Below are 21,277 nucleotides of genomic sequence, written 5' to 3'. Positions count from 1 at the left end.
CTATAAAACCAGCGAACACGCCTTGTTGCCGAGCCTGGGGGATCTGTTTGAAAAAACCAGGGGCATGGATAATTTGCGCGAAATTTTTTCCACCAAGAATCTGCTGCACGTTTACAGGGAAATTAGAGGAACGGTGGAGCATGCCCGGGAAGAGTTAAAGCATAAGGATTCGATCGCGGAGCGGGCGAAATATTTGCGCGAGTTGATTTATCGGGAAGACGAATTCGCGGTCACGGCGCTTGTGGACATTAATCTGAGTTTTGAGTCCGGAGAATTTTCGGCCGTGGCCGGCCCTTCGGGATCGGGCAAATCCACGCTGCTCAACATCGTCGCCACGTTGGAGCAGCCGACCTTCGGCAAAATCGTTTTTCAAGGCCGGGATTTGGAAGATTTATCCGAAGACGACCGGGCCGAGTTTCGCCTGCAAAACCTCGGGTTCGTCTTCCAGGCGTTTAATTTGATTCCCGTTCTTTCCGCTTTTGAGAATATCGAGTACGCCCTGATCTTAAAACGCATCCCCCGCGAAGAACGCCGCGCCCGGGCCAAAGAGGCGTTGGCGTTCGTGGGGTTGTCGGATTGCAGCCACCGGCGTCCCAATAAGCTCTCCGGCGGCCAGCAGCAGCGCGTCGCCATCGCCAGGGCGTTGGCCGTTCACCCCAAGCTGATTTTGGCGGATGAACCCACCGCCAACTTGGATTCCAAAACAGCGACCCAAATTTTGGATTTGATGGGCCAGATTAATCGTGAAAAAGGCACGACGTTTATTTTTTCAAGCCATGATCCGCTGGTTTTATCGCGCGCCCGTCGAGTCGTTCACTTGCGCGACGGCGCCATTATTAAAACCGACGACCGTTCCAATCAGGCGCAGCAAGCCGAACTTGCGAGCCACTAAAAATAAGTTTGTTCCCGCTTTTGTTTTTATTTTTTCTTTTCTATCCCCCGCTGTTCACCCGCTCTCGTTGAGCCTTGACCCCACGTTTCGGGAAACCGGCGTTGCTTCGAAGACCTTTGCTTCCCGGGAGGAATATCTGTTGTCCCGGTTTGCTCTCTCGTTGAAGCCTTCCGGCATTCGCGGGGATTTTTGGCGGGTGGAAGCGGACTTGGAAATTTTGGCTTTCGGCGGGGATTATCTATCCACTGACGAATGGCGGACTTTAGTTTTGCCTTTGCTGGAGGGCCGGCCGGCCGTTGAATGGAGCAAGCTTTTTCTAAGCGCCAATGATTTGGATATTCGCGGCCGGGCTTATCGCCTTTACGGTGCCGTTGACGGCGGGCCGTTTGAATTTTCCCTGGGCCGCATGCGCAATGCCTTCGGCAATACCCGGATTTTCCTTTCCCCGCTCGATCGTTTCGACGGTTTGCCGACCCCGGTATCGGAACCGTTGGAAAGGCCGGGTTCGGACACGGCTAAATTGAAAGTTTCGGGCCCCGGCGGCTGGCGGTTCCAAGGCGCTTATTTATGGGATCAACGCAACCGGCTCTATCGCAGTTTTATTCAAGGCCAAGGCTTGCTCAGGGAAGGGCTTGAGGCCGGTTTGATGGCCGGGCAATTAGCGCCGCGTACGCGCGGCATGGGCGCGGGCCTGGGCTTGAACGTTTTCGAGGGGCAATTGCGTTGGGAGGGGACATATAACGAAAAAAAGGAAGAAAAGTTCAGTTTGGAAATCGTGAACTTTATGCCGGTGCTTAAGATTGAAACGGTCACTCGCGTCTTCAAGCGGCATCTTGTTCATTGGGAACGCGCTTACGCGGGGGACTGGGTTTTTGCGGCCGAGTATCTTCATAACGGTTCGGGGGAGAGCCGTTCGGAGAATTACGATGTGTTGCGCTTGTTGCTCGGGGATGACTTATATTTGGGCAGGGATTATATCGGCGCGGTTTTATCGCATACGGTTTCTGCAACCTGGGCATGGACGCTTGAGGGTTTGGCTAATGCCAAGGACGGATCATTCGCCTGGTACCCTGAACTGCGCCGGCTATCCGCGGATTCCTCGATTGAGGCCAAGCTCAGGTTTTCGGGTTATGCCGGGCCGCAAAGCGGGGAATTCCGCCGTTTGCCGGATCGCCTGCAGTTGCTGGTTTCCTGGTATTTTTAATATTAAATTTTGAACTTTCGGCGTTCGCCGAAGGGCAAATCCACGCACTGCTTGATCATATCCACATGGCGAACGGCGCGGGCCCCCGGGGCCATGCCCAAGCATTCCTCACCCAGACTGACATCACGCAACAGCGCCGGAAGCATAGGCTCGGCGATGAGCGTCAGTTCTTCAATGATCGGCTCCGGAATCTCGAAAATTCCTGTCGTAGCGTAATATTTTTGCGGCAGGCGTCGTAAAACCTGATCGCGGCTGACGCGATGCGCGATGGCATGCCAAATGCGCGTTCGGACCCGCCCCATCATGGCCAGGGGCCGGTTCATGGCTTCATCGGCCCCTGTTCTGGCGGCTTGAATGATTTCATCCAAGCGCGTATTCGCGTCACGCAAGTCGTTTTCCGGAAGACCCATCCAATAATCATCGGAAAGAGGCGCTTGGAAATCACCCCCGATCGTTCCGTCTCCTTCTTGGGGCGTTTGCCCGGACGGCAGCGTTGACGGGGGCGGCGTGCTGCCGGGAACCGGTAGATGGCTCGCAAAAGGCGCCGTATTATTTGATGCCGGCAAAGGCGGCGGCCCTTGAATCGGGTTTAAGGCCGGGGCCACGCCCGGATTGATGCCGCCCGGTACGCCCGGAGGCGCATCGGTTTTGGCGCCGGTATTATTGCCGGCCAGGGCGGATTGGTTTTGAGGGCAGATATCAGGCCGCAATTCGCAGGATGTGCTGAAACCGTTAACCAATTCGCCGTTGGCATCGCGCTGTTCGCAGGTCAGGAACCCGCCGGACATTTCGCAGATGAACCCGTCTTCCGTTCGAAAGATATCGAGCGGATCCGAGCCGTTCTGGCCGGGAGAGAAGTCGCCGGTGGACACGATGTCGGCCGTGCCGTCGGCGTTCCAGCAGATTTGCGTTCCTGTCTCGAGCGTTTTGCAGGCTTGCCCGCGTTCGTTTAAAAAGCGTTCTCCCGGTTCGCGGCCGGGAGAAGTTCCTTGAGTGGAGGGAGCGAGGTTCGTCGAACGAGAATTTGTATTGGAGCCGGATGCGCAAAGATCAGGGCGCAGTTCGCAGGTGGTGCTGTACCCCGCGCCACCGGCGTCTTCGCATTCCAAACCGCCGTCAACAAAGCGGCAGTTTGTGCCGTCATTGGCCGTAAAATCCCAGTGCTCATGAGGCGCGTCCGGTTCATTGCCCCCGTCGCTATGCCCTGCCCAGCCCAGGGATGGGCCGAGGGTGAGAAAAATGAGGAGGGCTCCGTTTAGTTTTCTCATGGCCCTTGAAGTCTAGTATGCTTTGCGGGCCGAGAAAGTGAGTCTTAAGTCCTAGGCTATAAAAGGACTAAGGTCCTATATAAGAATAGGACTTTAGTCCTATATAAATTTATGGGGGCAAACCCCTAAATTACATTTTTTCCGGCGCGGAAATTCCTAAAAGCCCGAGTCCCGTGGCCAAAACATTTTGAACCGCCCGGCAAAGAGTAAACCGAGACCAAGCTAGCTCAGGGTTAGGTTCAGATAACATAGGATGGGTTTCATAATATCCGTTAAAGATCCGGGCTAATTCAATGAGATAGTTGGCTAGATAATGCCCTGAGCGCCTTAGCGCGCAGGAGAGAATCGCTTCGGGAAAAAGCACGATGGACAAAGCCAAGTCCCTTGTTTTTTGATCTTGCTCCAAAACAAGCCGTATGTTAGCGTCTTTTTCTTGGGGCCAGGAGACGTTTCTAGCCGCTTTTTCTCTCTTAATAGAGGCAATCCGGGCATGGGCGTATTGAATTAAATAAACAGGGTTTTCCGGAGCCTGTTTTTTGGCTATTTCCAAGTCAAAGTCAAGTTGAGCGCTGGGGCCCCTGGAATTCAGAAAAAACCGCAAGGCTTCCGGCCCGACCTCCTGGGCGATTTCTCGAAGGGTGATGTAGTCGCCGCTGCGTTTGGACAAAGTTACCGGCTGGCCGTTCCTGAGAAGTCGGACCATTTGAATCAGGATGATTTCAAGACGATCGGGGTCAAGGCCCAAGGCTTGCAAGCCCAAGCGCACCCTGGGGATATAGCCATGATGATCCGCGCCCCAGATATTGATGCAAAGATCATGCCCCCTCTTGAGCTTATCTTCATGGTAGGCTAAATCGCTGGCAAAATAGGTAGTGCGCCCGTCTCTTCGGCGCAGCACGCGCTCTTTGTCCTCTTCGGCGGAGTTTTTGGACTGAAACCAAAGAGCCCCGTCTTTTTCTTCGATATAACCGCCTGTCTTAAGCCGCTCAATGGTTGCATTGACCACATTATTGGCATGCAGCTCTGATTCCGCGAACCAACGGTCGAAGTTGACGCCTAGGGCAGCCAGGTCATTGCTGATGACCTGAAGCAATTCTTTTTTGGCGATATTGGAAAAGCCAAGGGCGTCGAGTTCGAGATTCTTCGGCAGGCGCTGCGCCAGTATCCTCAAGTATTCCCCGGAGTACCCTTCCTCCGGAAGGGCGCGGTCTTTTTGGCCGAGGATTTCTTGGTGATAACGCGCCTCAAGAGATGCTCCCAGGCGTTCGATTTGGGTGCCGACATCATTGATGTAGTATTCCGTATGAACGCGCGCGCCCGTGAATTTGAAAATTCGCGCCAAGGTATCGCCCAGGAGGGCCCCTCGTCCGTGGCCGAAATGAAGGGGGCCGGTGGGGTTGGCGCTGCAGAATTCAAGCAGAACGCTTGACGGCGCGCCCAACGCCTGCCAAGGAAAGTCACCCGGGTAACGACCTTCGGCGGCTTGAGCGCACAGGCTCCCCAAGACGTCCGGATGCAGACGGAAGTTGATATAGCAAGGAGGATGCACCGAAGCCGTTTCAACGGCGCCGGTCGCAGGCAATGCTTGATGGGCTTCTTGGGTCAATGGCAGCGGCTTAAGCCCGGAGCCTTTGGGAGCCAAGACAAATCCGATGGGCGCGGCCAAATCAAAACGATCACGAAGAAAATCCGGCGCCGGATCAAGAGGGATATCTTTTAAAGATAATTTATTTTGGACGGCTTGGCCGATGGCTTGGCGAATTTCAACAAGGGGATGCATGGTTTTTAATAGCTGCCGGCGGCTTTTTTGGCGCGGCGTTTGGAGGATTTTTTTCTTTGAAGGAACGGAACAATTTCCGTTTCCGACCAAATGTGTTCGAGATTGTAGCGTTTGCGCGAAGCTTCATCCATCATGTGGATCACCGCAAATCCCGCGTCCACAATGCGCCATGATCCGGAAGACCGGCCCTCTACGGGTTTTCCCAAAACCAAGCCCAGGCCTTTAAGCTCCCGGCGCAGGTAGCGTTCCAGGGCGTCCAGGTGCGGCCCCGAGGTGGCGGTGGCGATGATCACGTAATCGCAAAGAGATTCCATTTGCGGCATTTTGAGCAAGTGCACGTTTTGGGCCATTTTGTCGTCAAGCAGACGGCAAATTTTTTTCGCGTAGATCGTGCGCTGTCGAGGTGAAAAAATGTGTCCCAAATCGAACGCTCAGGAGGAGATGCTTGTTGATTTCATCCGGGATTTGAGCTCCTCTTCGAGGCGGGCTTCCACGTTTTTTAAGGTTTGATAAGCGATCCAGGCAAACGTTTGGATGACCGGTATTTTTTTCAAGAGGTGGCGCTCTCGGGGATCGATCAATACAAGGCACCCGTCTTTTTCGCTTAATCCCAAAGGAAAACGGCGGCATTGCGGCGAGTCATGGGGCAACTCTTTTCGGCTCATTAAAAGATCGCCGGGGACTTGCCCCCAATGTTTCAGGGAGGCAAACTCTTCGATGAAGGGATTATAGGCATAAACCATCGCGCCTGAGGCCACCTCGGGGGTGACGATGCGTTGCAGTTCTTGAGCCAGGCCTTCAACGACCTCTTCTTTGGTTTTCGCCGCAAGAAAAGATTCCACCAACGAATGAAAGCGCGTCAACTCTTGAGTCGTCTGCCGCAGGCGTTCGGACATGGTGCGCACGACGTTCATGCCGATCGTCAAAGCTAAGCGTGGTTTGGCGCCGACCCATTTCAGCAGCCGGTTGCCTTCGATGACGACTAAAAACAGGCCGATTTGCGCCAAGCGTCCGACCAGACGCTTCGAGTCTGCGGACGGCGTTTTGGCGGGGGACGGTTTTTTTGAGGGAGCCTTTTTTTTGCTCACAGGGATTCCTTCTAGCCGACCGCCGTGGCCGCGCGCGGAGCGCCCGATCCCGTCAACGTTTGAAGCAGTTGGGGATTTTTGGCATGAGCCATGGCTTCGGTTAAAGCCACGGCGCCTTTTTTGACCAGCTCGGCCAGGTTCCTATCCAGAGGGAACATGCCGAGTTTGGCGCTGGTGTCTACGGCTTGGTAAATCATATGCGTTTTACCTTCCCGGATCAGGTTGGCGATAGCCGGCGTCGTCAGCATGAATTCGCGCGCCGCCACCCGGCTTTTTCCGTCCTTGGCAGGCAAGAGCGTTTGGGAAATGACCGCGGCTAAAACTGTTGAGAGTTGAACCCGGATTTGTTGTTGTTGATGGGCCGGGAAAACGTCGATAATGCGGTCTACGGTTTGAGGAGCGTCCATGGTGTGCAGCGTCCCGAAACATAAATGCCCTGTTTCCGCGGCTGTGATGGCCAAGGAAATCGTTTCCAAATCGCGCATTTCGCCCACGAGGATAACGTCCGGGTCCTGGCGCAAACTGCGCCTTAGGGCTTCGGTGAAACTTTTGGTGTGTTGGCCGACTTCGCGTTGGCGAAAAATGGATTTTTTATTTTCGTAAACGAATTCGATCGGGTCCTCAACGGTAACCACCGTCTTTTTGTATTTCTCGTTGACCAGGTTGAGCAAGCAGGCCAGGGTGGTGGATTTACCCGAGCCGGTGGGTCCCGTGACCAGCACCAAGCCCCTGGGCAGATCAGCCAGTTTGATCATTTCCGGCGTCAGTTGGAGTTCTTCGACCGTCGGTATTTTATAGGAAATGACGCGCATAACGGCCTCGATGCCGTCTTTTTCTCTCAGCACGTTGACCCTGAAGCGGGCCAGCCCTTCGATTTGAATCGAGGTGTCGAGCTCCCATTCTTCTTCGAATTTGGCGCGGTGTTCTTCCAAAAGGCCGGAATAGATCAGGCTTTTGAGTTCTTCATGCGAGAGAGGATTAAAGCCGCCGACCGGAACGATTTCTCCCCGGACCCGGGCCATGGGCGCCATGCCGACCACGAAATGAATATCCGAAGCCCCTTGGGAGCAGGCGGTTTTCAGAATTTCGGCAAGTTCCATGGCATCCCCCCTTATTGTTACAGGTGTTCAAGCGGACCCGTTGGTTTTAAATGAGGCAGACCATTGGCGTCCTCGCCAAGAAGCACCGAGAATTGAACCCCGCGGCGCTTGGCGGGCGCGATCAGATGATTGGCCTCCAACCCGGTTTTTCTATTTAAGCGAATGAGGAGTTCCTTGGCAAGACGAAGCTGGCTTTGGCGCAGGATCAGAAAGCTCGACGCCGAAGGAACCGGAGCATTGCCGAAATGAAGCACGTCGATTTGAGGGTCTTGACGGCGCAGGTGCCGTGTAAATCGAAGGGCGAGCCCCGGCTCCATGGAGGCGTTGAGGATTTCAACGGAAAGAGCGGGACGCGCGGCGGCCGGTCCGTCGTGCGTCCAAAAAGGGAGCATTTCCCCGAACGCCTCAGCATCGAGGCGCAACCGGCCGCGGGCGTCCGTGACCGTGGGCAGCTGAAAAAAATAGCAATGAGCCGGGCTCATCCAAGCCCGGAGTCTCACCGCCAGAGCCGCCAACTCCGGAGCGTTAAAATTAGTTTCGACGGAACGCTTCCAGGAATTCCATCGAATGACAAGAAGGGGGATTCGCCAGGGTTCGCGTAAAAGTTGCCTAGCCACGAAGGAAAGGAACGCTTTATGTTGCGCCATCCGGCCCCAGTCCCCGCGCTCATCGCGTTCTCGGACAACGCCCAGGGCTTCTTCAGGGTTCAGGGATTCCCCAGGCCAGGCGACAAGCCCAAAGGCTCCTGCGAGACGCATGAAGGACAGCGCATCGACGCTTAGATATCGGACGGGCTCTTGAGCCCAATCTAAAGGGGATTGGCCCATGGCTTCGGCGAGTGTTTTTTTGATCAGGCGTCCGGCTTCGGGAATGTGGCGCGCCAATAACGCATTGATTTTTTCAGGTTTTTTAAGCGTGGCCAAATCGCGAGGGATTTGCATGATTTTGACGGCCGGAATCCGGCTGTCCAGGCGCACGAGAAAAATGGCGTCCGCACGGCGCGCGCCGTTGTCATCGTCCAACCCTAGAAGAACCAACTCAACGGGGGCGCCTTGGACAAGGTCTCGGATGACCGGACTTTTCCATTCGATCCAGGCGACGGCCGCGACTGCGGCCGCTAAAACAAACGGGAGAATCAGCGTTTTCAGGCGCATCGGATTTAAATCAAGCTGTTCCAGAAAAGTGTGGAGCCGGGATAAATTTTTTGCCGATCATCGATCAAATAGCGAAATTTGACGGCGACCGCTTCACGGCAGGCTTCCCGGAGATCCTTCCGGGCGATTCGGCGAACGTGTTCTGCTTGCGAAAAGGCCCGGTCATAACCGGCTAAATCCGCGACATAAATCAGTTGGGCCAGGCGTCCCATGCCCGGGATGCCCACGGTATGGCCGCAGATGGCTTCAAGCACGTCCTTGTCCTTAAGGGCCAGCAAGCGCCGGATTAACGCCGCGGAGCGCCGCCCGTGAGCAACGGCCTCATGAAGATTTCGAAAGCGTTCATGGACGCGGCTCGCATCATGGCCAAGAGCGGCCAATTCCGCCTTGTCAGGATTAATCCCGTGAATGGCCGACAGTTCTACGGCCAATTTGGCCACCGCTAAGCTGTGGCGGTACCTTGATTCCGGGAGGCGCTCTTTGATGTAGGCGTTAACCAACGCTTTGCGGCCGGGCCAATCGTCCAACAAGGGGCGGACGGCTTTCGGGATCATGGCTGCGGCCCGGCTGCGTTTTCCGGGTTCAAGCAAAAGTTTTCTGATGAGGCGCGATGAGACTGCGGGAAATATTCCCCGCAGAACGATGGCTCGGCCGGGCAGGCTCTTGACCGGGATCCCAGGCCGGCGCCCGATGACCAAGGTCAGTAGAGCATCGTTTAAGATTTTTTGCGGATGCCGCCAACGAGGGATGTCCTTGACATTGTCCGAACCGATCAAAAGATAGAACCGGCTTCCCGGCCAGCGCCGTTTGGCCGCCGCTAGGGTTTCCCAAGTATAGGCCGGACGCTGTTTGCGGATTTCGAAATCCCAGAAAGCGATCTCCGTTTTTTTTAAGGCGGCCTTAAGCAACGCCAATCGTTGTTCGGCCGGGAACAGGGTCGGCGGTTTGTGCGCGGGTTCATCGCAAGTGGGCACAACGAGCGTCACGTCGGGGTTGATTCGTTGCCGTGCGGCCGAGAGCAGGCGGATATGCCCGTTATGAACGGGATCGAAAGCGCCGCCGAAGAGCAGCACGGAGCGGCTCGGTTTTCGTGTCATTGTTATCGTTTCCAGATATAAAGATCGATTAGCGCAAAACCAAGAGCGGAGGCGATGGCGCCGGCCGCAAAGCTTAGACGGCGCACGCCCGGCCGCCGGGCAAATTCCGGAGAGAGCACCAGATTGGAAAAGGATTCCGCACATAAGGCGAAGGCGGCGAAACCGATATAACCCAACACGGGCATTTCGAAAATTTTAAAAATCACGGCCTCGGAAGGGATTGTGTAAATCCATTTGGCCGCTGATTTCCAGTTCAAAAATTCCCAGGTGATACCGGCTAAGAATCCTGCAACCAGGGTTTTGAGCGTCAGATTCAGCCGTCCGTTCAACCAGCTCAACAGATAGGATCGTTCGGGGGCGTAGGCGATGACCAGGGGCTCGGTTAAAAAGAACGGGAATGACCAAGCCAGAGGGTAAAAAAGACCCGGATGCGCGACGCAGAGGGTGAATTGGATCACGCCGACGGCAAAACTAAACGGCGTTAAAAAGCGCGGGCGTTGAGGTTTCGACGCTTGGTTTTTAGGCGAAGGTTCAACGGCGTTGAGCAGGTCCATATAAACCCGGATGGCGGGCAGTACGCTGGCATAGGAAATCGCGTAGCCGGCCCAGCGCACGAATTGATTTTGCGGGATACCGACGTAAATCCAGTTATGAATGACCGCGTTCAGGATTTCAAAACTGGTCCAAAACGGCGTGGAGGCCAGGCACAGCCAAACAAACCCCCGGGGATTTTGATACAGCAGGGAGCGGCCTGTCAGTAATTGGGCCGCGGTCTCAACCAGCGCCAAATGCGGCCACCAGACGATGTTGTAGAAAAATACGCGGAACCATTCAGGCGGATGCCCCAGCCAAAGCCAGGCGATCAGGGCTGATTCGAACGCGGCCAGCGCCAGCGCGGCTAGGCCGAGGTTCGTTTTTGTCCATCGTTGAGGCGAGGCCATTGCCTTCTTTTACAAACTAAGGGCTTGGAAAGGAATAATATGTACATTTCCAAGCCCTGACCCATCATCGACGGAAGGGGGAGCTGCCGTGCTATAATGGTCCCGTATGTCGAAAGCCGTCGTTTCATTTGGTTCTCACCAATACGCCGTTTTGCCCGGGGCGCATATTCAGGTTTTGAGGTTGGAGCGATCCGTGGGCGAGGAGTTTGATTGGGACAAAGTGCTGCTCGTGATGAACGGGGATGCGGCGACCATCGCCGGCAAACCTTTTGTTCAGGGGGCGAAAGTCAAATTTCGTGTGGTGCGGCATTTGCGCGATAAAAAAGTCATTGTTTTCAAAAAACGCTCCAAAAAGGCTTGGCGCAAACGGCGCGGGCATCGTTCGGATTTGACGGAATTGGAAGTGATGGGGATTAATTATGGCTAGGAGCAGATCAGCCGGTTGTCCGGCCAACGGCCGTGATTCACCCGGTCAAAAGCTCGGCGTCAAAGTGCCGGGCGGCGTCGTGGTCAAAAAAGGCGCCGTGCTGGTGCGTCAACGCGGCACTCAATTTTTTCAAGGGCAAAACGTCGGCATGGGCCGTGATCATACCTTGTTCGCTTTGGCCGACGGCGTGGTTCGTTTCGGCTACGGACGCGGCGGCCGCCGCGTGGTCACCATTCTTCCGGCCGCTTCGGCCTAAGCTTCTTCCTGTTGGCCTGTTTTTTTCATCTGTGCCAGCCATATGATTTTTCTTGATCGCGCAAAACTTTTTGTCTCCGGGGGAGCCGGCGGCGATGGTTGCGCCAGCTTTCGCCGGGAAAAGTTCGTTCCCCGCGGCGGGCCCAACGGCGGCGACGGCGGCAAAGGCGGGGATATTTATTTCGAAGCCTCAAGCCACGTCAACACTCTTTACCGGCTAAGCCTTAATCCTCATATTAAAGCCGATCGCGGCGAGCATGGTCTGGGCAAAGATCAATATGGCCGATCGGGCAAGGATGTGATCGTTGCGGTGCCGGAAGGAACCATCGTCTACGACCTGACCATTCCTGCGTCAATCATCCCGTCTCAGCAAGAGCAAGACGAAGCCCGGCTAAAAGGTGTTTTGTTGGGCGAATTACTTAAACCCGGCGAGCGATTGCTGGTGGCCAAAGGCGGGCGCGGCGGCCGGGGCAACACGGCTTTTAAATCGAATTTCAATCGGGCTCCGCGCGAGGCGGAAAAAGGTTTCCCCGGAGAGGAAAAAACCTTGCTTCTGGAATTAAAAATATTGGCGGACGTGGGCATTGCGGGTTTGCCTAATGCCGGGAAATCCAGCCTTTTGGCGCGCTTAACTGCGGCGCGGCCTAAAATAGCGGCTTATCCGTTTACGACCACGCATCCCGTACTGGGGCTTTGTTTATGGAGGGACCGGCGCTTGTTGATTGCGGATATTCCTGGGTTGATCGAAGGGGCGCATCAAGGCCGCGGCCTGGGCCACGAATTTTTGCGCCATATTGAGCGCACACGCGCCCTTATTCATTTGATTGAGCCCAAGGAAAAAGGGGTGATGGAGGACATCAGAACCGTGGAGCGCGAGATGGGCGCTTGGGAGAAGGGTTTGTTGAAAAAGCCGCGTTTGATGGTTGTTTCCAAGGCAGATTTAGGCGATTTAGCCCAGCGTTCGTATCGGGAAATCCGCCGTCGCCGGCCGAAAGCCGCGCTTTTTCTTATCTCCACTCAGACGGGTCAGGGCGTGACCGAAATGTTGGATGCTTTAGCCCGGGTGGCCCTTGCCGTTTAGAAGTCTTCCGGCGGAGCTTAGGAGTCTTTTTTGGACCCGGCTTCTCTTAGCGTTCGCTTTTGGGTTGTCTTTTCCTTTCATCCCCATTTATTTTGAAAAGCGGGGGTTGGCCTTGGGCACCATCGGGCTTATCTTGGCCGGCAATTTGGTGGCCCATGCCCTGGGCACGCTGATCGGCGGCCGTTTGACCGATGATTTGGGAGCCAGAAAAACCATGATTTTGTCGCTCAGATGGCGCACGGGAGCGACTGTTTGTTTATGCGCCGGTATTCTATCCCATGCCCCGGCGCCTTTGATCGCAGCTATTGTTTTTGGTGTGACCTTTGTGGGGCATGCCTTTCAACCGGCCTGTGATGTTTATATTGCTTCGCGTTTTTCCTACAGCGATCGAAACAGCGCCTTTTCGCTCATGCGCGTCGGGGTTAATGCAGGCTGGGCCCTGGGTCCTGCGATCGGCGGGTTGCTGGCTCATGCGCTGGGTTATGGAGCGTTGTTTTTGTTGACAGCCCTTCTGACGCTGATGAATACGCGTCTGTTGGATCAACGGTTGCCGTTTGACCCGGTTAAGAGCGACGCTCCGGATATTCCCAGCCGACCGCCTTTCAGCGTATGGCTGATCTCGCTGAAAAATTCGGTTTGGCGGTCTTTTCTGGCCGTCAATTTTTTGGCGGCCATTGCCTACAGTCAAATTTTTACCTTGCTCAGCCTTTATTGTTCTCGTTTCCAAGGGCAGGGGGAAGCCGCGATCGGGCTGTTATTCGGCTGGAATGGCGTTTTGGTGGTGGCGACTCAGTTGTGGGTGACCCGATTGTTTCGAAATTGGGCGTTGACGGCCATGAATGCCTTGGGCCTGGCGATTTATGCGGCGGGCTATCTGTTGATCGCCGGCGCCTCGGCTTGGCTCGGTTTTTTTGCGGCGGTGACCATCGTTACGATGGGGGAAGTTATTCATTCCCCCGCATTAACCGCTTTGACCGCTAATATGGCCAGCAATTACGGGGGCGACAATCGTCAGGGTCTTTATGTGGGTTTGGCTCAATTCACCGCAACCTTGGGTTCCTTGGCGGCCAGCGTTTCCGGCGGTTATCTGCTTGATCATGTCGGGCGGATGAATTCTTCGTTGCCGTGGTTTGTGGCCGCCGCAGTAGCTATGGCAGCGGCGTTGGGTTATCATCTCTTGAGCCGCCTGATTACTTCCCGGGAAGTTTTGGGGTTAAGAATGCCGGTGCCCGCGCGCCTTGCCATTTTGAAATAATCCTAGCGTGATTGAACGCTACCAGCATCCTGAAATCACCCGGATTTTCAGCGATGAGAATCGTTTCCGTTTGTTCCTCCGCATCGAAGTTTTGCTGTTGGAGGAGTTGGCCCGCTCCCTTCCCATCAAACCCGTTGAAATCGCGCGCCTGAAACGTCTCGAAAAATCTATCGATGTCGCGGCCATCCGCGAACAGGAAGCCAGAACCCGGCACGAAATTACGGCCTTTCTCAATTGGGTGTTTGCCAAAATGCCGGGAGCTCAGGGCGTCGCCAATTACCTGCACTTTGGGCTCACCTCAAATGATTTGATGGACACGGCCCTGGCCGTTCAAATGAAAGAGGCCGCGGACGTCGTTCTCGACGGCCTGGATCGAAATTTACGGACGCTCGAGAAGCTCGCTCTGCGCTATCGGAACCTTCCGGTCATCGCCAGAACGCACGGCATTCACGCCGAGGTGACTTCGCTGGGCTTTAAATTTCTCTCGTTCCTAAGCGAAGGCCGGCGAACCTGCGCTCGGTTTGAGGCGGCCCATCGGGAAATCGCCTGCGGCAAATTATCCGGAAGCGTCGGCAATTTTGCCTCCAGTGCGATCGACCCGGCTACTGAGGAGCGGCTGTTGGCAAAATTGGGCTTGAGCGCCGAGCCTGCCGCGACCCAAGTGGTGGCCAGGGACCGGCATGCGGTTGTGTTGGCCCGGCTTGCGATTGTCGGCGGCTGGGTCGAGAGAATCGCGGTGGAAATTCGTCATGGGCAGAGAACCGAAGTCGCCGAATTATCCGAACCGTTCGCCAAAGGCCAGCATGGCTCTTCCTCCATGCCGCATAAAAAAAATCCGATTTTAACTGAAAATCTTTGCGGTTTGGCCCGGCTCTTAAGAGGGTACGCGGCGGCCGCCTTGGAAAACATGGCTCTTTGGCATGAGCGCGATATCAGCCATTCTTCGGCCGAGCGGGTGATGATCCCCGACGCGTTTCATGCGGCCGCTTTTATGATGAAGCGTTTGAATGAGACGTTAAGCGGACTCGTGGTCAATGAACGGCAAATCGAAAAGAATCTTGCCCTGTTGGGGGATTTGACCCATTCTCAAGCGTATTTGAATGTTTTAATCGCTTCGGGCGTGCCGCGCAAGAGCGCCTATTCTTTGATTCAGGCGGCCAGCTTGCGCGCGCTGAATAACGGAGGGAGTTTGTTCGAAGAGTTGGTCAATGACGCGCATCTGCCCAAAGGCTTAAAATTAAAACGATTGACGCCGGAAGATTTTTTATGCCAGATGAACGCCCTGTACGCGCGAGCCTTTAAAAAGAAACCCAGTTAGGCCGCCGTTTCCACGGAGGACCCTTTCATTTCCTTTAAATTTTCGAAAAGGACGATTTGCCACGCCATAACAAAGGGCGGAAACAGGAGTTGCGCGGCAATGGGTCCGACAACCGGGATAAAACTCAAAAGCATATTGCCGACAATCGCGACCACGCCGCAGACAAGAAGCCGGCCGAATAACCCCATCCATGAACCGCTGACGAGTTCGCTGGAGCGGCTGAACGAAGCGAACGCGGATTGGCCTTCGGTAACCAACAGAAGCGGCGCAAAAGAATATTTGACCGCCAGCCAGACGCCGGGCACCAGCAAAAGGGCCAGGCCCACCATGGTCAAGGCCGCATAACAGATATTGACGATGATCAAGGGGAACATCAGCCCGACCGCGCCTAAAAGAATCCCTGGCAGGGCCCTGGGTTCCCCGGCGCCGGGGTTTTTAGGATGCGGGTATAAGGCCAGGTAAGCCGCGCCTTGGGCCCAAAGAAAAATAATGATATTAACCACGACCGCGATCCACATTTGAGGAGCGAAGACCAAATCCATCACTTGTTCCTGGGGCAGAGCGCCCAGAATTTCTTGGATGTTTTGAGGGTTGGCAACGGTGCCTTCCGGCGTGGCGTCTTTTAAGGCGTTCATCAGGCCCCGGGTGCCCCAGGCGCTGACGCCCATGGCAATGGCCACGTGAATGGCCCGCACAATGCCGACCGGAACGATGCGCGAAATAACGATCGCGATGCTGCGGCTGAACAACTCCCCGATTTTTATTAGTGACATGCAACCCCCCTCTCTTAGAATCTCAAATTTTAAATTCCAGATTTATCCAAACCTGGGATAGTTTATTTGGAATTTATTGGCTGCGCAAGGGTCAATTTGCGGTTTGGCGGCAGCTAGATAAGACATGGGCGAGGGGGGAGTTGAACCCCCACGGGTTGCCCCATACGGTCCTGAGCCGTACGCGTCTGCCAATTCCGCCACCCGCCCGAAATTCTATCTGCTATTCTATCAGAGATGTCTAAGTCAGAAAAAAAGAAGATTTTAGCCAGCAACCGCAAAGCCTATCACCGTTTCCATATTTTGGAGACCCTGGAGGCGGGGATTGTCTTGACCGGCGCTGAAACCAAATCCGCCAAAGGCGGACACGTGGCGTTGGTGGACAGTTACGCCGTGCTTAAAAACGGCGAGGCCTGGCTGTTGAATTGTCATATCGCGCCGTATGCCTATGACACTTCGCGCTCGGCCGAACCCGCGCGCACGCGTAAGCTCCTACTCAAAAAAGTCGAAATCGAGCGGGTGATGGGCAAGATTCAAGCCAAAGGATTGACCGCCGTGCCGCTTGAGGTCTACGTCAATGAGAAGGGCCGGGTTAAGCTGAGCCTGGCTCTGTGCAAGGGCAAAACAGGCATTGACCGCAGGGATGATATTAAACGTAGAGATATCGATCGGGAAATGGCGGGAAAGTACAAAATTAAATAGGGCAGAGCGTAGTTACCACATAATCCCCAGGTTGATTTTTGCATCCTCGGTGCACATTTGATGCGGATCCCAAGCCGGTTCCCAAATCAGCTTGACCTCGGCTTGAGTGACGCCGGGCACGGTTTCCACGGCGCGTTTGGTCGCTTCCTGGAGCATGGGCCCGTAAGGGCACATGGGCGTGGTCAAGGTCATGAAAACGTCGACTTTGCCGCCATCAACATCGATCCCGTAAATCAAGCCCAAATCAACGATGCTCAAGTGGATTTCCGGGTCGATGACTGGTTCCAGCGCCTTGGCGATGTCTTTTGTGGCCGGCATTTTATTCTCCTTCAACATGGCGCAACGCCACTTTGTTCCCGGCTCCCTTGATCGCATACTCGGCTAAGCCTTCGCTTAAGGTATTCCAGGCCAAAACCGCGCATTTGACGCGCACCGGGTATTTTTTGACGCCTTCCAATGATTCCATGTCTTCCATGGCTTCGGGCCAGGAGTCGGTCCCATTGGAAAGCATTTTGTTGCGGAACAGCTGAATACGGGATTTAATTTCGTTGATGGATTGACCCTCCAGCGCTTCGGCCATCATAGAGGCCGAGGCTTGGGAGATGGCGCAGCCATTGGGGTTGATGCGCAAATCTTGAATTTTTTCTCCAGCGAGCTTGGCGGTTATTTGAATTTCGTCCCCGCAAAAAGGGTTGGCTCCCGTTAATTCGATATCAGGGGAATTGACGACGCCTTTATTCCTGGGATTTTTAAAATGATCCAGAATAACGTCGCGGTAAAGGTCTTCTTCAAAAGCGCCCATTACATGAACACCTTCTGAATTTTGGGGATCGCCGCGGCCAGGGCATCGATTTCCTCGATGGTGTTGTAGAGATAAAAGCTCGCCCGTGTCGTGCCCATAATGCCCAAGCGGCGCATCAAGGGCATATTGCAATGATGCCCGACGCGCACGGCCACACCCTCCCTGGCCAAGAGCGTGCCGGTGTCATGCGGGTGCATGCCTTTAAGATTAAAGGAAACCACGCCGCAGCGTTCCGGGGCGGTTTTTGTGCCGTAACAGGTGACGCCCTCAATGGCCCTTAGCCGTTGCAACGCATGGGTGGTTAACGCCACCTCATGTTCATGAATGGCTTTCAAGCCGATGGCATTGAGGTAATCCAGGGCCGCGCCGAAAGCGATGGCATCCGCGATATTGGGCGTGCCGGCCTCGAATTTCCAGGGCAAATCATTCCATTTGGCGCCGTCTAAGCGTACTTCCTTGATCATATCCCCGCCGCCCAGGAACGGCCCCATGCCCTCCAGCACGTCTTTTTTTGCGTAAAAGACGCCGATGCCTGTCGGCCCCAGCATTTTGTGGGCGGAGAAAACCAGAAAATCGCAATCCCAGGCCGCAACATTAACCGGCAAATGAGGCACGCCCTGAGCCCCGTCGATTAAGATTTTGGCGCCGGGCGCCAGGCGCCTGATTTGAGCGATCAGCTCCGGCACAGGGTTGATAGTGCCCAGCGAATTGGACACATGGGTGAACGCGATGAGGCGGGTTTTGGACGAGGACAATGAAGGCAAGTCTTCCCATTTTGGCTTGCCGGTTTCCGGAGCATAGGGGACAAAACGGATCACGGCTTTTTTTCGTTGGGCCAGAAGCTGCCAGGGCACGATGTTGGAATGATGCTCCATTTCCGTCAAAAGGATTTCATCGCCTTCGTTGACATTGGCGTCGCCCCAGGCATAAGCCGCCAGGTTGACCGCTTCGGTGGCGTTTCTGGTGAAGATAATCGAGGCGGTCTCTTTCGCGCCGATAAAATCAGCGATTTTTTTGCGGGCCGCTTCATAGGCATCGGTAGCTTTCTCTGAAATTTCATAAACGCCGCGATGAACATTGGCATTGTAGTTTTCGTAATACTCCACCAACGCGTCGATGACGGCTCGGGGTTTTTGCGTGGTCGCGGCATTGTCTAAATAAACGACTTTGCCTTGGGTGATTAAAGGGAAATCGCGGCGGATATCGTCGATGGTGCGTCCGTTAAGATGCGGCGCTTTCGGGGATTGTAATCCAGATTTCACCGTTTTTGACCTCCACGGGATAAACTTCGATCGGCATAATCGCCGGCATGCGCACGGCTTTGCCTGTTTTTAAATCAAACCGGGCCCCATGCCTCGGGCATTCCACGACGGCCTGCTCATTAATCGGCCCGGTGGCGACTTCTCCGTCGTCATGACTGCATCGGTCCTCAAAGGCGTAAATTGTTTCATTCATTTGGCGAAGCGCGACGCGTTTGCCGTCGGCCAGCGTAAAAATATGAGTTCGCTCGTTCTGAATCTGGGCGGCTTGAGCGATTTTAATTTTGGGCATCAGGGTACCAGCATTTTCTCAAGTTGCGCCGCGACCGTCCATCGAGCCTGATTCTCGGGCAGGCGTCCGGCGGTGTCATGCATAAAGCCGGCCGTTAAAATATGCTCGGCATCGCGTTCGTTCAAGCCCCGGCTCATCAGGTAAAACTTTTGTTCTTCGTCCAAATGGCCGACCGTGGCCGCGTGTTTGGCCCGGACATCATCGGCCAAAATTTCGAGCCTCGGATCCGGAATGGCTTGGGCGTCTTGAGATAAGAGCAGATTGTTAGCCGTTTGATAGGCCTCGGTGCCGTTGGCCCCTTGCTCGATTTTAATGAGCCCGTAAAAACTCGAGCGCGAGCGGCCCCAGAGCGCGGACTTCCACAGCATATCGCTGGCCGTATGCGGGGCTTGATGGCGTTGGATGATGACGGTGTCGAAATTTTGGCGGCCGTGCCCGAGCACGGCGCCGGTGATGCGGCTTTGGGCGTTCGGCCCGGCAGCGTCGGCGGCAATATCCAGGCGCCGGGCGGCTCCGCCCGTTTCCAGGTGAAAAAGATGAAGGCGCGCGCCGGCGGCGACATGGGCCGCCTCGTAAGCGAAGCTGTGAAACGAATCGCCTAAGTTTTGAATGACGACATAATTTAATTCGGCATCTTCCTCAAGATAAATTTCAGTCGCTCCGACGGTCAACGCCGTTGTCGAAGATTCACCGCTCCAGTCTTCGATTAACGTCGCCCGGGACCCGCGGCCAAGCAAAATAAGATTTCTCGTGAAAAAAGCCGCGTTTGTTTTGCCGGAGCAATGGAAGCGCGCGAAAATGGGGGTATCGAGCGTCCGGCCCTCCGGCAAATGCAAAACAATCCCGTCTTGGGCTTGGGCCATGTTCATGGCTTCCAATTTGCCGCGCGCGGCAGGGATCAGCCGGCCCAGTTTTTCTTCGATGAGCCCCGGATGGTCCTCGGCGAATTCATGAAGACCGGTCAAATGTTCGGAACGCTCGGTCAGGCAATTTTTAGCCTCGGGGGTAAACCCATTCCTCAACAGGGAAAGGTCCGTTCGTTTGTAGAGTTCGTTATTGGGCGCCGGCCATGACAATCGGGCGAACAAATCCCCGGCTTCTTCGCTTATTTTTTTTAGGGGCGTGATCGTATTGGCCATGACCGGCGGCATCAGCCAACCGCTCCTTCCATTTCAAGTTCGATGAGCCGGTTCATTTCAACCGCGTATTCAAGCGGCAAGGTTTTAATAAAAGGCTCCATGAACCCGTTAACGATCATGGTCATGGCCGCTTTCTCATCAAGCCCCCGGCTCATCAGGTAAAAAAGCTGCTCTTCGCCGATTTTGGCGACGGTGGCTTCGTGAGCGATAGAAGCGGAGCGTTCTTCGACTTCCATCGTAGGGTAAGTATCCGAACGGCTCTCAGGATCCATTAATAGAGCATCGCAGCGCACCGCTGACTTGGCGTTTTTGGCTCCCTTGTGAACTTTCAAAAGCCCGCGGTAAGAACTGCGGCCGCCGTCTTTGGAGACCGATTTTGAAGTGATGGTGGATGTCGTATCGGGCGCTGCGTGATAGATTTTTCCGCCCGTATCTTGGTGTTGGCCGGAGCCGGCAAAGGCCACCGACAGGATTTCACCGTGGGCTTTGGGGCCGACCAAGTAAACGCAGGGGAATTTAATCGTTAAGCCGCTGCCCAAATTAGCGTCAATCCAGCGCACAGTCGCACCCTCATGAGCGACAGCGCGTTTGGTGACCAAGTTAAAAACATTCTTGGACCAATTTTGAATCGTGGTGTAGCGGATGGTCGAGCCAGGCAAGGCGATCAGCTCCACAACAGCCGAGTGTAGAGAGTTGGTGGTATAAGAGGGCGCCGTGCAACCTTCGATATAGTGAATGTCGGAACCCTCATCCGCGATAATAAGCGTACGCTCGAATTGCCCGGCGTTTTTAGCGTTAATTCTAAAGTACGCCTGCAAGGGCAGATCTACTTTGACCCCTCTGGGTACGTAGATGAAAGAGCCGCCCGACCAAACGGCGGTATTTAAAGCCGCAAATTTGTTGTCGGCTGAAGGGATGACGGAGCCGAAATATTGTTTAACGATATCGGGGTATTGTTTTAAGCCCGAGTCCATGTCAAGGAAAATAACCCCTTTCTTGGTCAGGGTTTCTTGAATTGAGTGATACACCGCTTCGCTGTCAAATTGGCTGGTGACGCCGGCCAGGAATTTTTTTTCCGCCTCGGGTATGCCTAAGCGGTCGAAAGTTTTTTTAACGTCTTGGGGCACGTCATCCCAGGATTCCGCCGTTTTGTCGGAGCTTCGCAGGTAGTAGTAGATATCGTCAAAATTAATTCTCGACAAGGCTTCGCTGTCGGTCCAAGCAGGCATCGGTTTTTTAAAGAAAATATCCAAGGCTTCAAGCCGGATTTTCTTCATCCACTCCGGCTCTTCTTTAATGTGAGAGATCTCTTCAACGATTGTTTTCGAAAGTCCTTTTTTTGATTGGAAGGTGTGCTTTTCGGGAACGGAAAATCCGTATTTTTCCAGGTATTCGCTCCCGATATCGATGCTCGCTTTTTTTGCCATTTCCATTACCCTTTTTTGTTTATTCG

23 protein-coding genes and 1 tRNA gene are annotated in these 21,277 nt (G+C 54.7%); 8 read left to right on the top strand and 16 right to left on the bottom strand.

Going from position 1 to position 21,277, the window contains the following annotated elements:
* Nucleotides 1–64: 64 nt before the first annotated feature.
* A complete protein-coding gene (locus HYT79_08065) occupies nt 65–892 on the top strand; it encodes an ABC transporter ATP-binding protein (protein MBI2070547.1) in 828 nt (275 codons plus the stop codon).
* Nucleotides 879–2,096 (top strand): hypothetical protein, encoded by a 1,218-nt coding sequence (locus HYT79_08060; GenBank protein ID MBI2070546.1) that lies wholly within the window; start codon nt 879–881, stop codon nt 2,094–2,096. The genes HYT79_08065 and HYT79_08060 overlap by 14 nt, the downstream gene beginning before the upstream one ends.
* A 2-nt stretch (nt 2,097–2,098) precedes the next feature.
* On the opposite strand, the gene HYT79_08055 is transcribed toward HYT79_08060, so the two are convergent.
* From HYT79_08055 to HYT79_08020, 8 genes are all read right to left on the bottom strand, one after another.
* Nucleotides 2,099–3,364 (bottom strand): hypothetical protein, encoded by a 1,266-nt coding sequence (locus HYT79_08055; protein ID MBI2070545.1) that lies wholly within the window; start codon nt 3,362–3,364, stop codon nt 2,099–2,101.
* A gap of 130 nt (nt 3,365–3,494) precedes the next feature.
* Entirely contained in the window at nt 3,495–5,144 is a 1,650-nt protein-coding gene (locus tag HYT79_08050; protein ID MBI2070544.1) for an arginine--tRNA ligase, read from the bottom strand.
* A 5-nt stretch (nt 5,145–5,149) separates the two neighbouring features.
* A complete protein-coding gene (gene rsfS, locus HYT79_08045; GenBank protein ID MBI2070543.1) occupies nt 5,150–5,566 on the bottom strand; it encodes a ribosome silencing factor in 417 nt (138 codons plus the stop codon).
* A 9-nt stretch (nt 5,567–5,575) separates the two neighbouring features.
* The gene (locus HYT79_08040) at nt 5,576–6,232 is read right to left on the bottom strand and encodes a hypothetical protein (protein ID MBI2070542.1); all 657 of its coding nucleotides are present in this window, start codon (nt 6,230–6,232) and stop codon (nt 5,576–5,578) included.
* An 11-nt stretch (nt 6,233–6,243) separates the two neighbouring features.
* Nucleotides 6,244–7,332: a type IV pilus twitching motility protein PilT gene (locus HYT79_08035; GenBank protein ID MBI2070541.1), complete on the bottom strand. Its 1,089-nt coding sequence runs from the start codon at nt 7,330–7,332 to the stop codon at nt 6,244–6,246.
* 17 nt (nt 7,333–7,349) lie between these two features.
* Nucleotides 7,350–8,486, bottom strand: a complete 1,137-nt coding sequence (locus HYT79_08030) for a hypothetical protein (protein ID MBI2070540.1) — start codon at nt 8,484–8,486, stop codon at nt 7,350–7,352.
* A gap of 5 nt (nt 8,487–8,491) precedes the next feature.
* Nucleotides 8,492–9,583, bottom strand: coding sequence for a bis(5'-nucleosyl)-tetraphosphatase (symmetrical) YqeK (gene yqeK / locus HYT79_08025; protein ID MBI2070539.1), 1,092 nt, complete (start codon nt 9,581–9,583; stop codon nt 8,492–8,494).
* Between the two features lie 2 nt (nt 9,584–9,585).
* Complete coding sequence (locus tag HYT79_08020; GenBank protein MBI2070538.1) at nt 9,586–10,524, bottom strand: hypothetical protein; 939 nt, start codon at nt 10,522–10,524, stop codon at nt 9,586–9,588.
* A gap of 106 nt (nt 10,525–10,630) precedes the next feature.
* Between HYT79_08020 and rplU the strand changes: the two genes are divergently transcribed.
* From rplU to purB, 5 genes are all read left to right on the top strand, one after another.
* Complete coding sequence (gene rplU, locus HYT79_08015) at nt 10,631–10,951, top strand: 50S ribosomal protein L21 (GenBank protein ID MBI2070537.1); 321 nt, start codon at nt 10,631–10,633, stop codon at nt 10,949–10,951.
* A complete protein-coding gene (gene rpmA / locus HYT79_08010; GenBank protein ID MBI2070536.1) occupies nt 10,944–11,207 on the top strand; it encodes a 50S ribosomal protein L27 in 264 nt (87 codons plus the stop codon). The genes rplU and rpmA overlap by 8 nt, the downstream gene beginning before the upstream one ends.
* 42 nt (nt 11,208–11,249) lie before the next feature.
* On the top strand, nt 11,250–12,287 hold the full coding sequence (gene obgE, locus HYT79_08005) for a GTPase ObgE (protein MBI2070535.1): 1,038 nt from the start codon (nt 11,250–11,252) through the stop codon (nt 12,285–12,287).
* A gap of 64 nt (nt 12,288–12,351) precedes the next feature.
* Nucleotides 12,352–13,542, top strand: coding sequence for an MFS transporter (locus HYT79_08000; GenBank protein MBI2070534.1), 1,191 nt, complete (start codon nt 12,352–12,354; stop codon nt 13,540–13,542).
* 7 nt (nt 13,543–13,549) lie between these two features.
* Nucleotides 13,550–14,860 (top strand): adenylosuccinate lyase, encoded by a 1,311-nt coding sequence (gene purB / locus HYT79_07995; protein ID MBI2070533.1) that lies wholly within the window; start codon nt 13,550–13,552, stop codon nt 14,858–14,860.
* Here purB and HYT79_07990 read toward each other — a convergent pair.
* Together HYT79_07990 and HYT79_07985 are read right to left on the bottom strand one after the other, a co-directional pair.
* Nucleotides 14,857–15,633: a hypothetical protein gene (locus tag HYT79_07990; GenBank protein MBI2070532.1), complete on the bottom strand. Its 777-nt coding sequence runs from the start codon at nt 15,631–15,633 to the stop codon at nt 14,857–14,859. The two genes, purB and HYT79_07990, sit on opposite strands and share 4 nt — an antisense overlap.
* A 125-nt stretch (nt 15,634–15,758) precedes the next feature.
* A tRNA-Leu gene (locus HYT79_07985) sits at nt 15,759–15,840 on the bottom strand.
* Nucleotides 15,841–15,867: 27 nt separating this feature from the next.
* On the opposite strand from HYT79_07985, the gene smpB reads away from it, so the two are divergent.
* Entirely contained in the window at nt 15,868–16,332 is a 465-nt protein-coding gene (gene smpB, locus HYT79_07980; GenBank protein ID MBI2070531.1) for an SsrA-binding protein SmpB, read from the top strand.
* A 12-nt stretch (nt 16,333–16,344) separates the two neighbouring features.
* Here the strand turns inward: smpB and HYT79_07975 are convergent, their stop codons facing one another.
* From HYT79_07975 to sufB, 6 genes are read right to left on the bottom strand one after another with little or no spacing between them, the layout of a single operon-like run.
* Nucleotides 16,345–16,650, bottom strand: coding sequence for a metal-sulfur cluster assembly factor (locus tag HYT79_07975; protein MBI2070530.1), 306 nt, complete (start codon nt 16,648–16,650; stop codon nt 16,345–16,347).
* A gap of 1 nt (nt 16,651) precedes the next feature.
* Nucleotides 16,652–17,134: an SUF system NifU family Fe-S cluster assembly protein gene (locus tag HYT79_07970; protein ID MBI2070529.1), complete on the bottom strand. Its 483-nt coding sequence runs from the start codon at nt 17,132–17,134 to the stop codon at nt 16,652–16,654.
* Nucleotides 17,134–18,345: a cysteine desulfurase gene (locus tag HYT79_07965; GenBank protein MBI2070528.1), complete on the bottom strand. Its 1,212-nt coding sequence runs from the start codon at nt 18,343–18,345 to the stop codon at nt 17,134–17,136. The genes HYT79_07970 and HYT79_07965 overlap by 1 nt, the downstream gene beginning before the upstream one ends.
* 10 nt (nt 18,346–18,355) lie before the next feature.
* Nucleotides 18,356–18,685 (bottom strand): Rieske 2Fe-2S domain-containing protein, encoded by a 330-nt coding sequence (locus HYT79_07960; GenBank protein ID MBI2070527.1) that lies wholly within the window; start codon nt 18,683–18,685, stop codon nt 18,356–18,358.
* Nucleotides 18,685–19,836, bottom strand: a complete 1,152-nt coding sequence (gene sufD / locus HYT79_07955) for a Fe-S cluster assembly protein SufD (GenBank protein ID MBI2070526.1) — start codon at nt 19,834–19,836, stop codon at nt 18,685–18,687. The genes HYT79_07960 and sufD overlap by 1 nt, the downstream gene beginning before the upstream one ends.
* Nucleotides 19,836–21,251, bottom strand: a complete 1,416-nt coding sequence (gene sufB, locus HYT79_07950) for a Fe-S cluster assembly protein SufB (GenBank protein ID MBI2070525.1) — start codon at nt 21,249–21,251, stop codon at nt 19,836–19,838. The genes sufD and sufB overlap by 1 nt, the downstream gene beginning before the upstream one ends.
* Between the last annotated feature and the right edge of the window lie 26 nt (nt 21,252–21,277).

The organism is Elusimicrobiota bacterium (assembly GCA_016180815.1).
In the GTDB taxonomy this organism is placed as follows: Bacteria; Elusimicrobiota; Elusimicrobia; order JACQPE01; family JACQPE01; genus JACPAN01.
The sequence above is the reverse complement of the archived record's forward strand: the minus strand, read 5'-3'. Positions and strand labels throughout refer to the sequence as shown.

Excerpts from the sequence above, each read along its gene's own strand:
- HYT79_08020 (MBI2070538.1), bottom strand. The coding sequence starts at position 10,524 with ATGGCCTCGCCTCAACGATGGACAAAAACGAACCTCGGCCTAGCCGCG.
- HYT79_08030 (MBI2070540.1), bottom strand. The coding sequence starts at position 8,486 with ATGCGCCTGAAAACGCTGATTCTCCCGTTTGTTTTAGCGGCCGCAGTC.
- HYT79_07960 (MBI2070527.1), bottom strand. The coding sequence starts at position 18,685 with ATGCCCAAAATTAAAATCGCTCAAGCCGCCCAGATTCAGAACGAGCGA.
- yqeK (MBI2070539.1), bottom strand. The coding sequence starts at position 9,583 with ATGACACGAAAACCGAGCCGCTCCGTGCTGCTCTTCGGCGGCGCTTTC.
- HYT79_08065 (MBI2070547.1), top strand. The coding sequence starts at position 65 with ATGGATAATTTGCGCGAAATTTTTTCCACCAAGAATCTGCTGCACGTT.
- obgE (MBI2070535.1), top strand. The coding sequence starts at position 11,250 with ATGATTTTTCTTGATCGCGCAAAACTTTTTGTCTCCGGGGGAGCCGGC.
- HYT79_07975 (MBI2070530.1), bottom strand. The coding sequence starts at position 16,650 with ATGCCGGCCACAAAAGACATCGCCAAGGCGCTGGAACCAGTCATCGAC.
- smpB (MBI2070531.1), top strand. The coding sequence starts at position 15,868 with ATGTCTAAGTCAGAAAAAAAGAAGATTTTAGCCAGCAACCGCAAAGCC.
- rplU (MBI2070537.1), top strand. The coding sequence starts at position 10,631 with ATGTCGAAAGCCGTCGTTTCATTTGGTTCTCACCAATACGCCGTTTTG.
- rpmA (MBI2070536.1), top strand. The coding sequence starts at position 10,944 with ATGGCTAGGAGCAGATCAGCCGGTTGTCCGGCCAACGGCCGTGATTCA.
- sufD (MBI2070526.1), bottom strand. The coding sequence starts at position 19,836 with ATGCCGCCGGTCATGGCCAATACGATCACGCCCCTAAAAAAAATAAGC.
- HYT79_08050 (MBI2070544.1), bottom strand. The coding sequence starts at position 5,144 with ATGCATCCCCTTGTTGAAATTCGCCAAGCCATCGGCCAAGCCGTCCAA.
- HYT79_07970 (MBI2070529.1), bottom strand. The coding sequence starts at position 17,134 with ATGGGCGCTTTTGAAGAAGACCTTTACCGCGACGTTATTCTGGATCAT.
- HYT79_08055 (MBI2070545.1), bottom strand. The coding sequence starts at position 3,364 with ATGAGAAAACTAAACGGAGCCCTCCTCATTTTTCTCACCCTCGGCCCA.
- HYT79_07990 (MBI2070532.1), bottom strand. The coding sequence starts at position 15,633 with ATGTCACTAATAAAAATCGGGGAGTTGTTCAGCCGCAGCATCGCGATC.
- HYT79_08035 (MBI2070541.1), bottom strand. The coding sequence starts at position 7,332 with ATGGAACTTGCCGAAATTCTGAAAACCGCCTGCTCCCAAGGGGCTTCG.
- sufB (MBI2070525.1), bottom strand. The coding sequence starts at position 21,251 with ATGGCAAAAAAAGCGAGCATCGATATCGGGAGCGAATACCTGGAAAAA.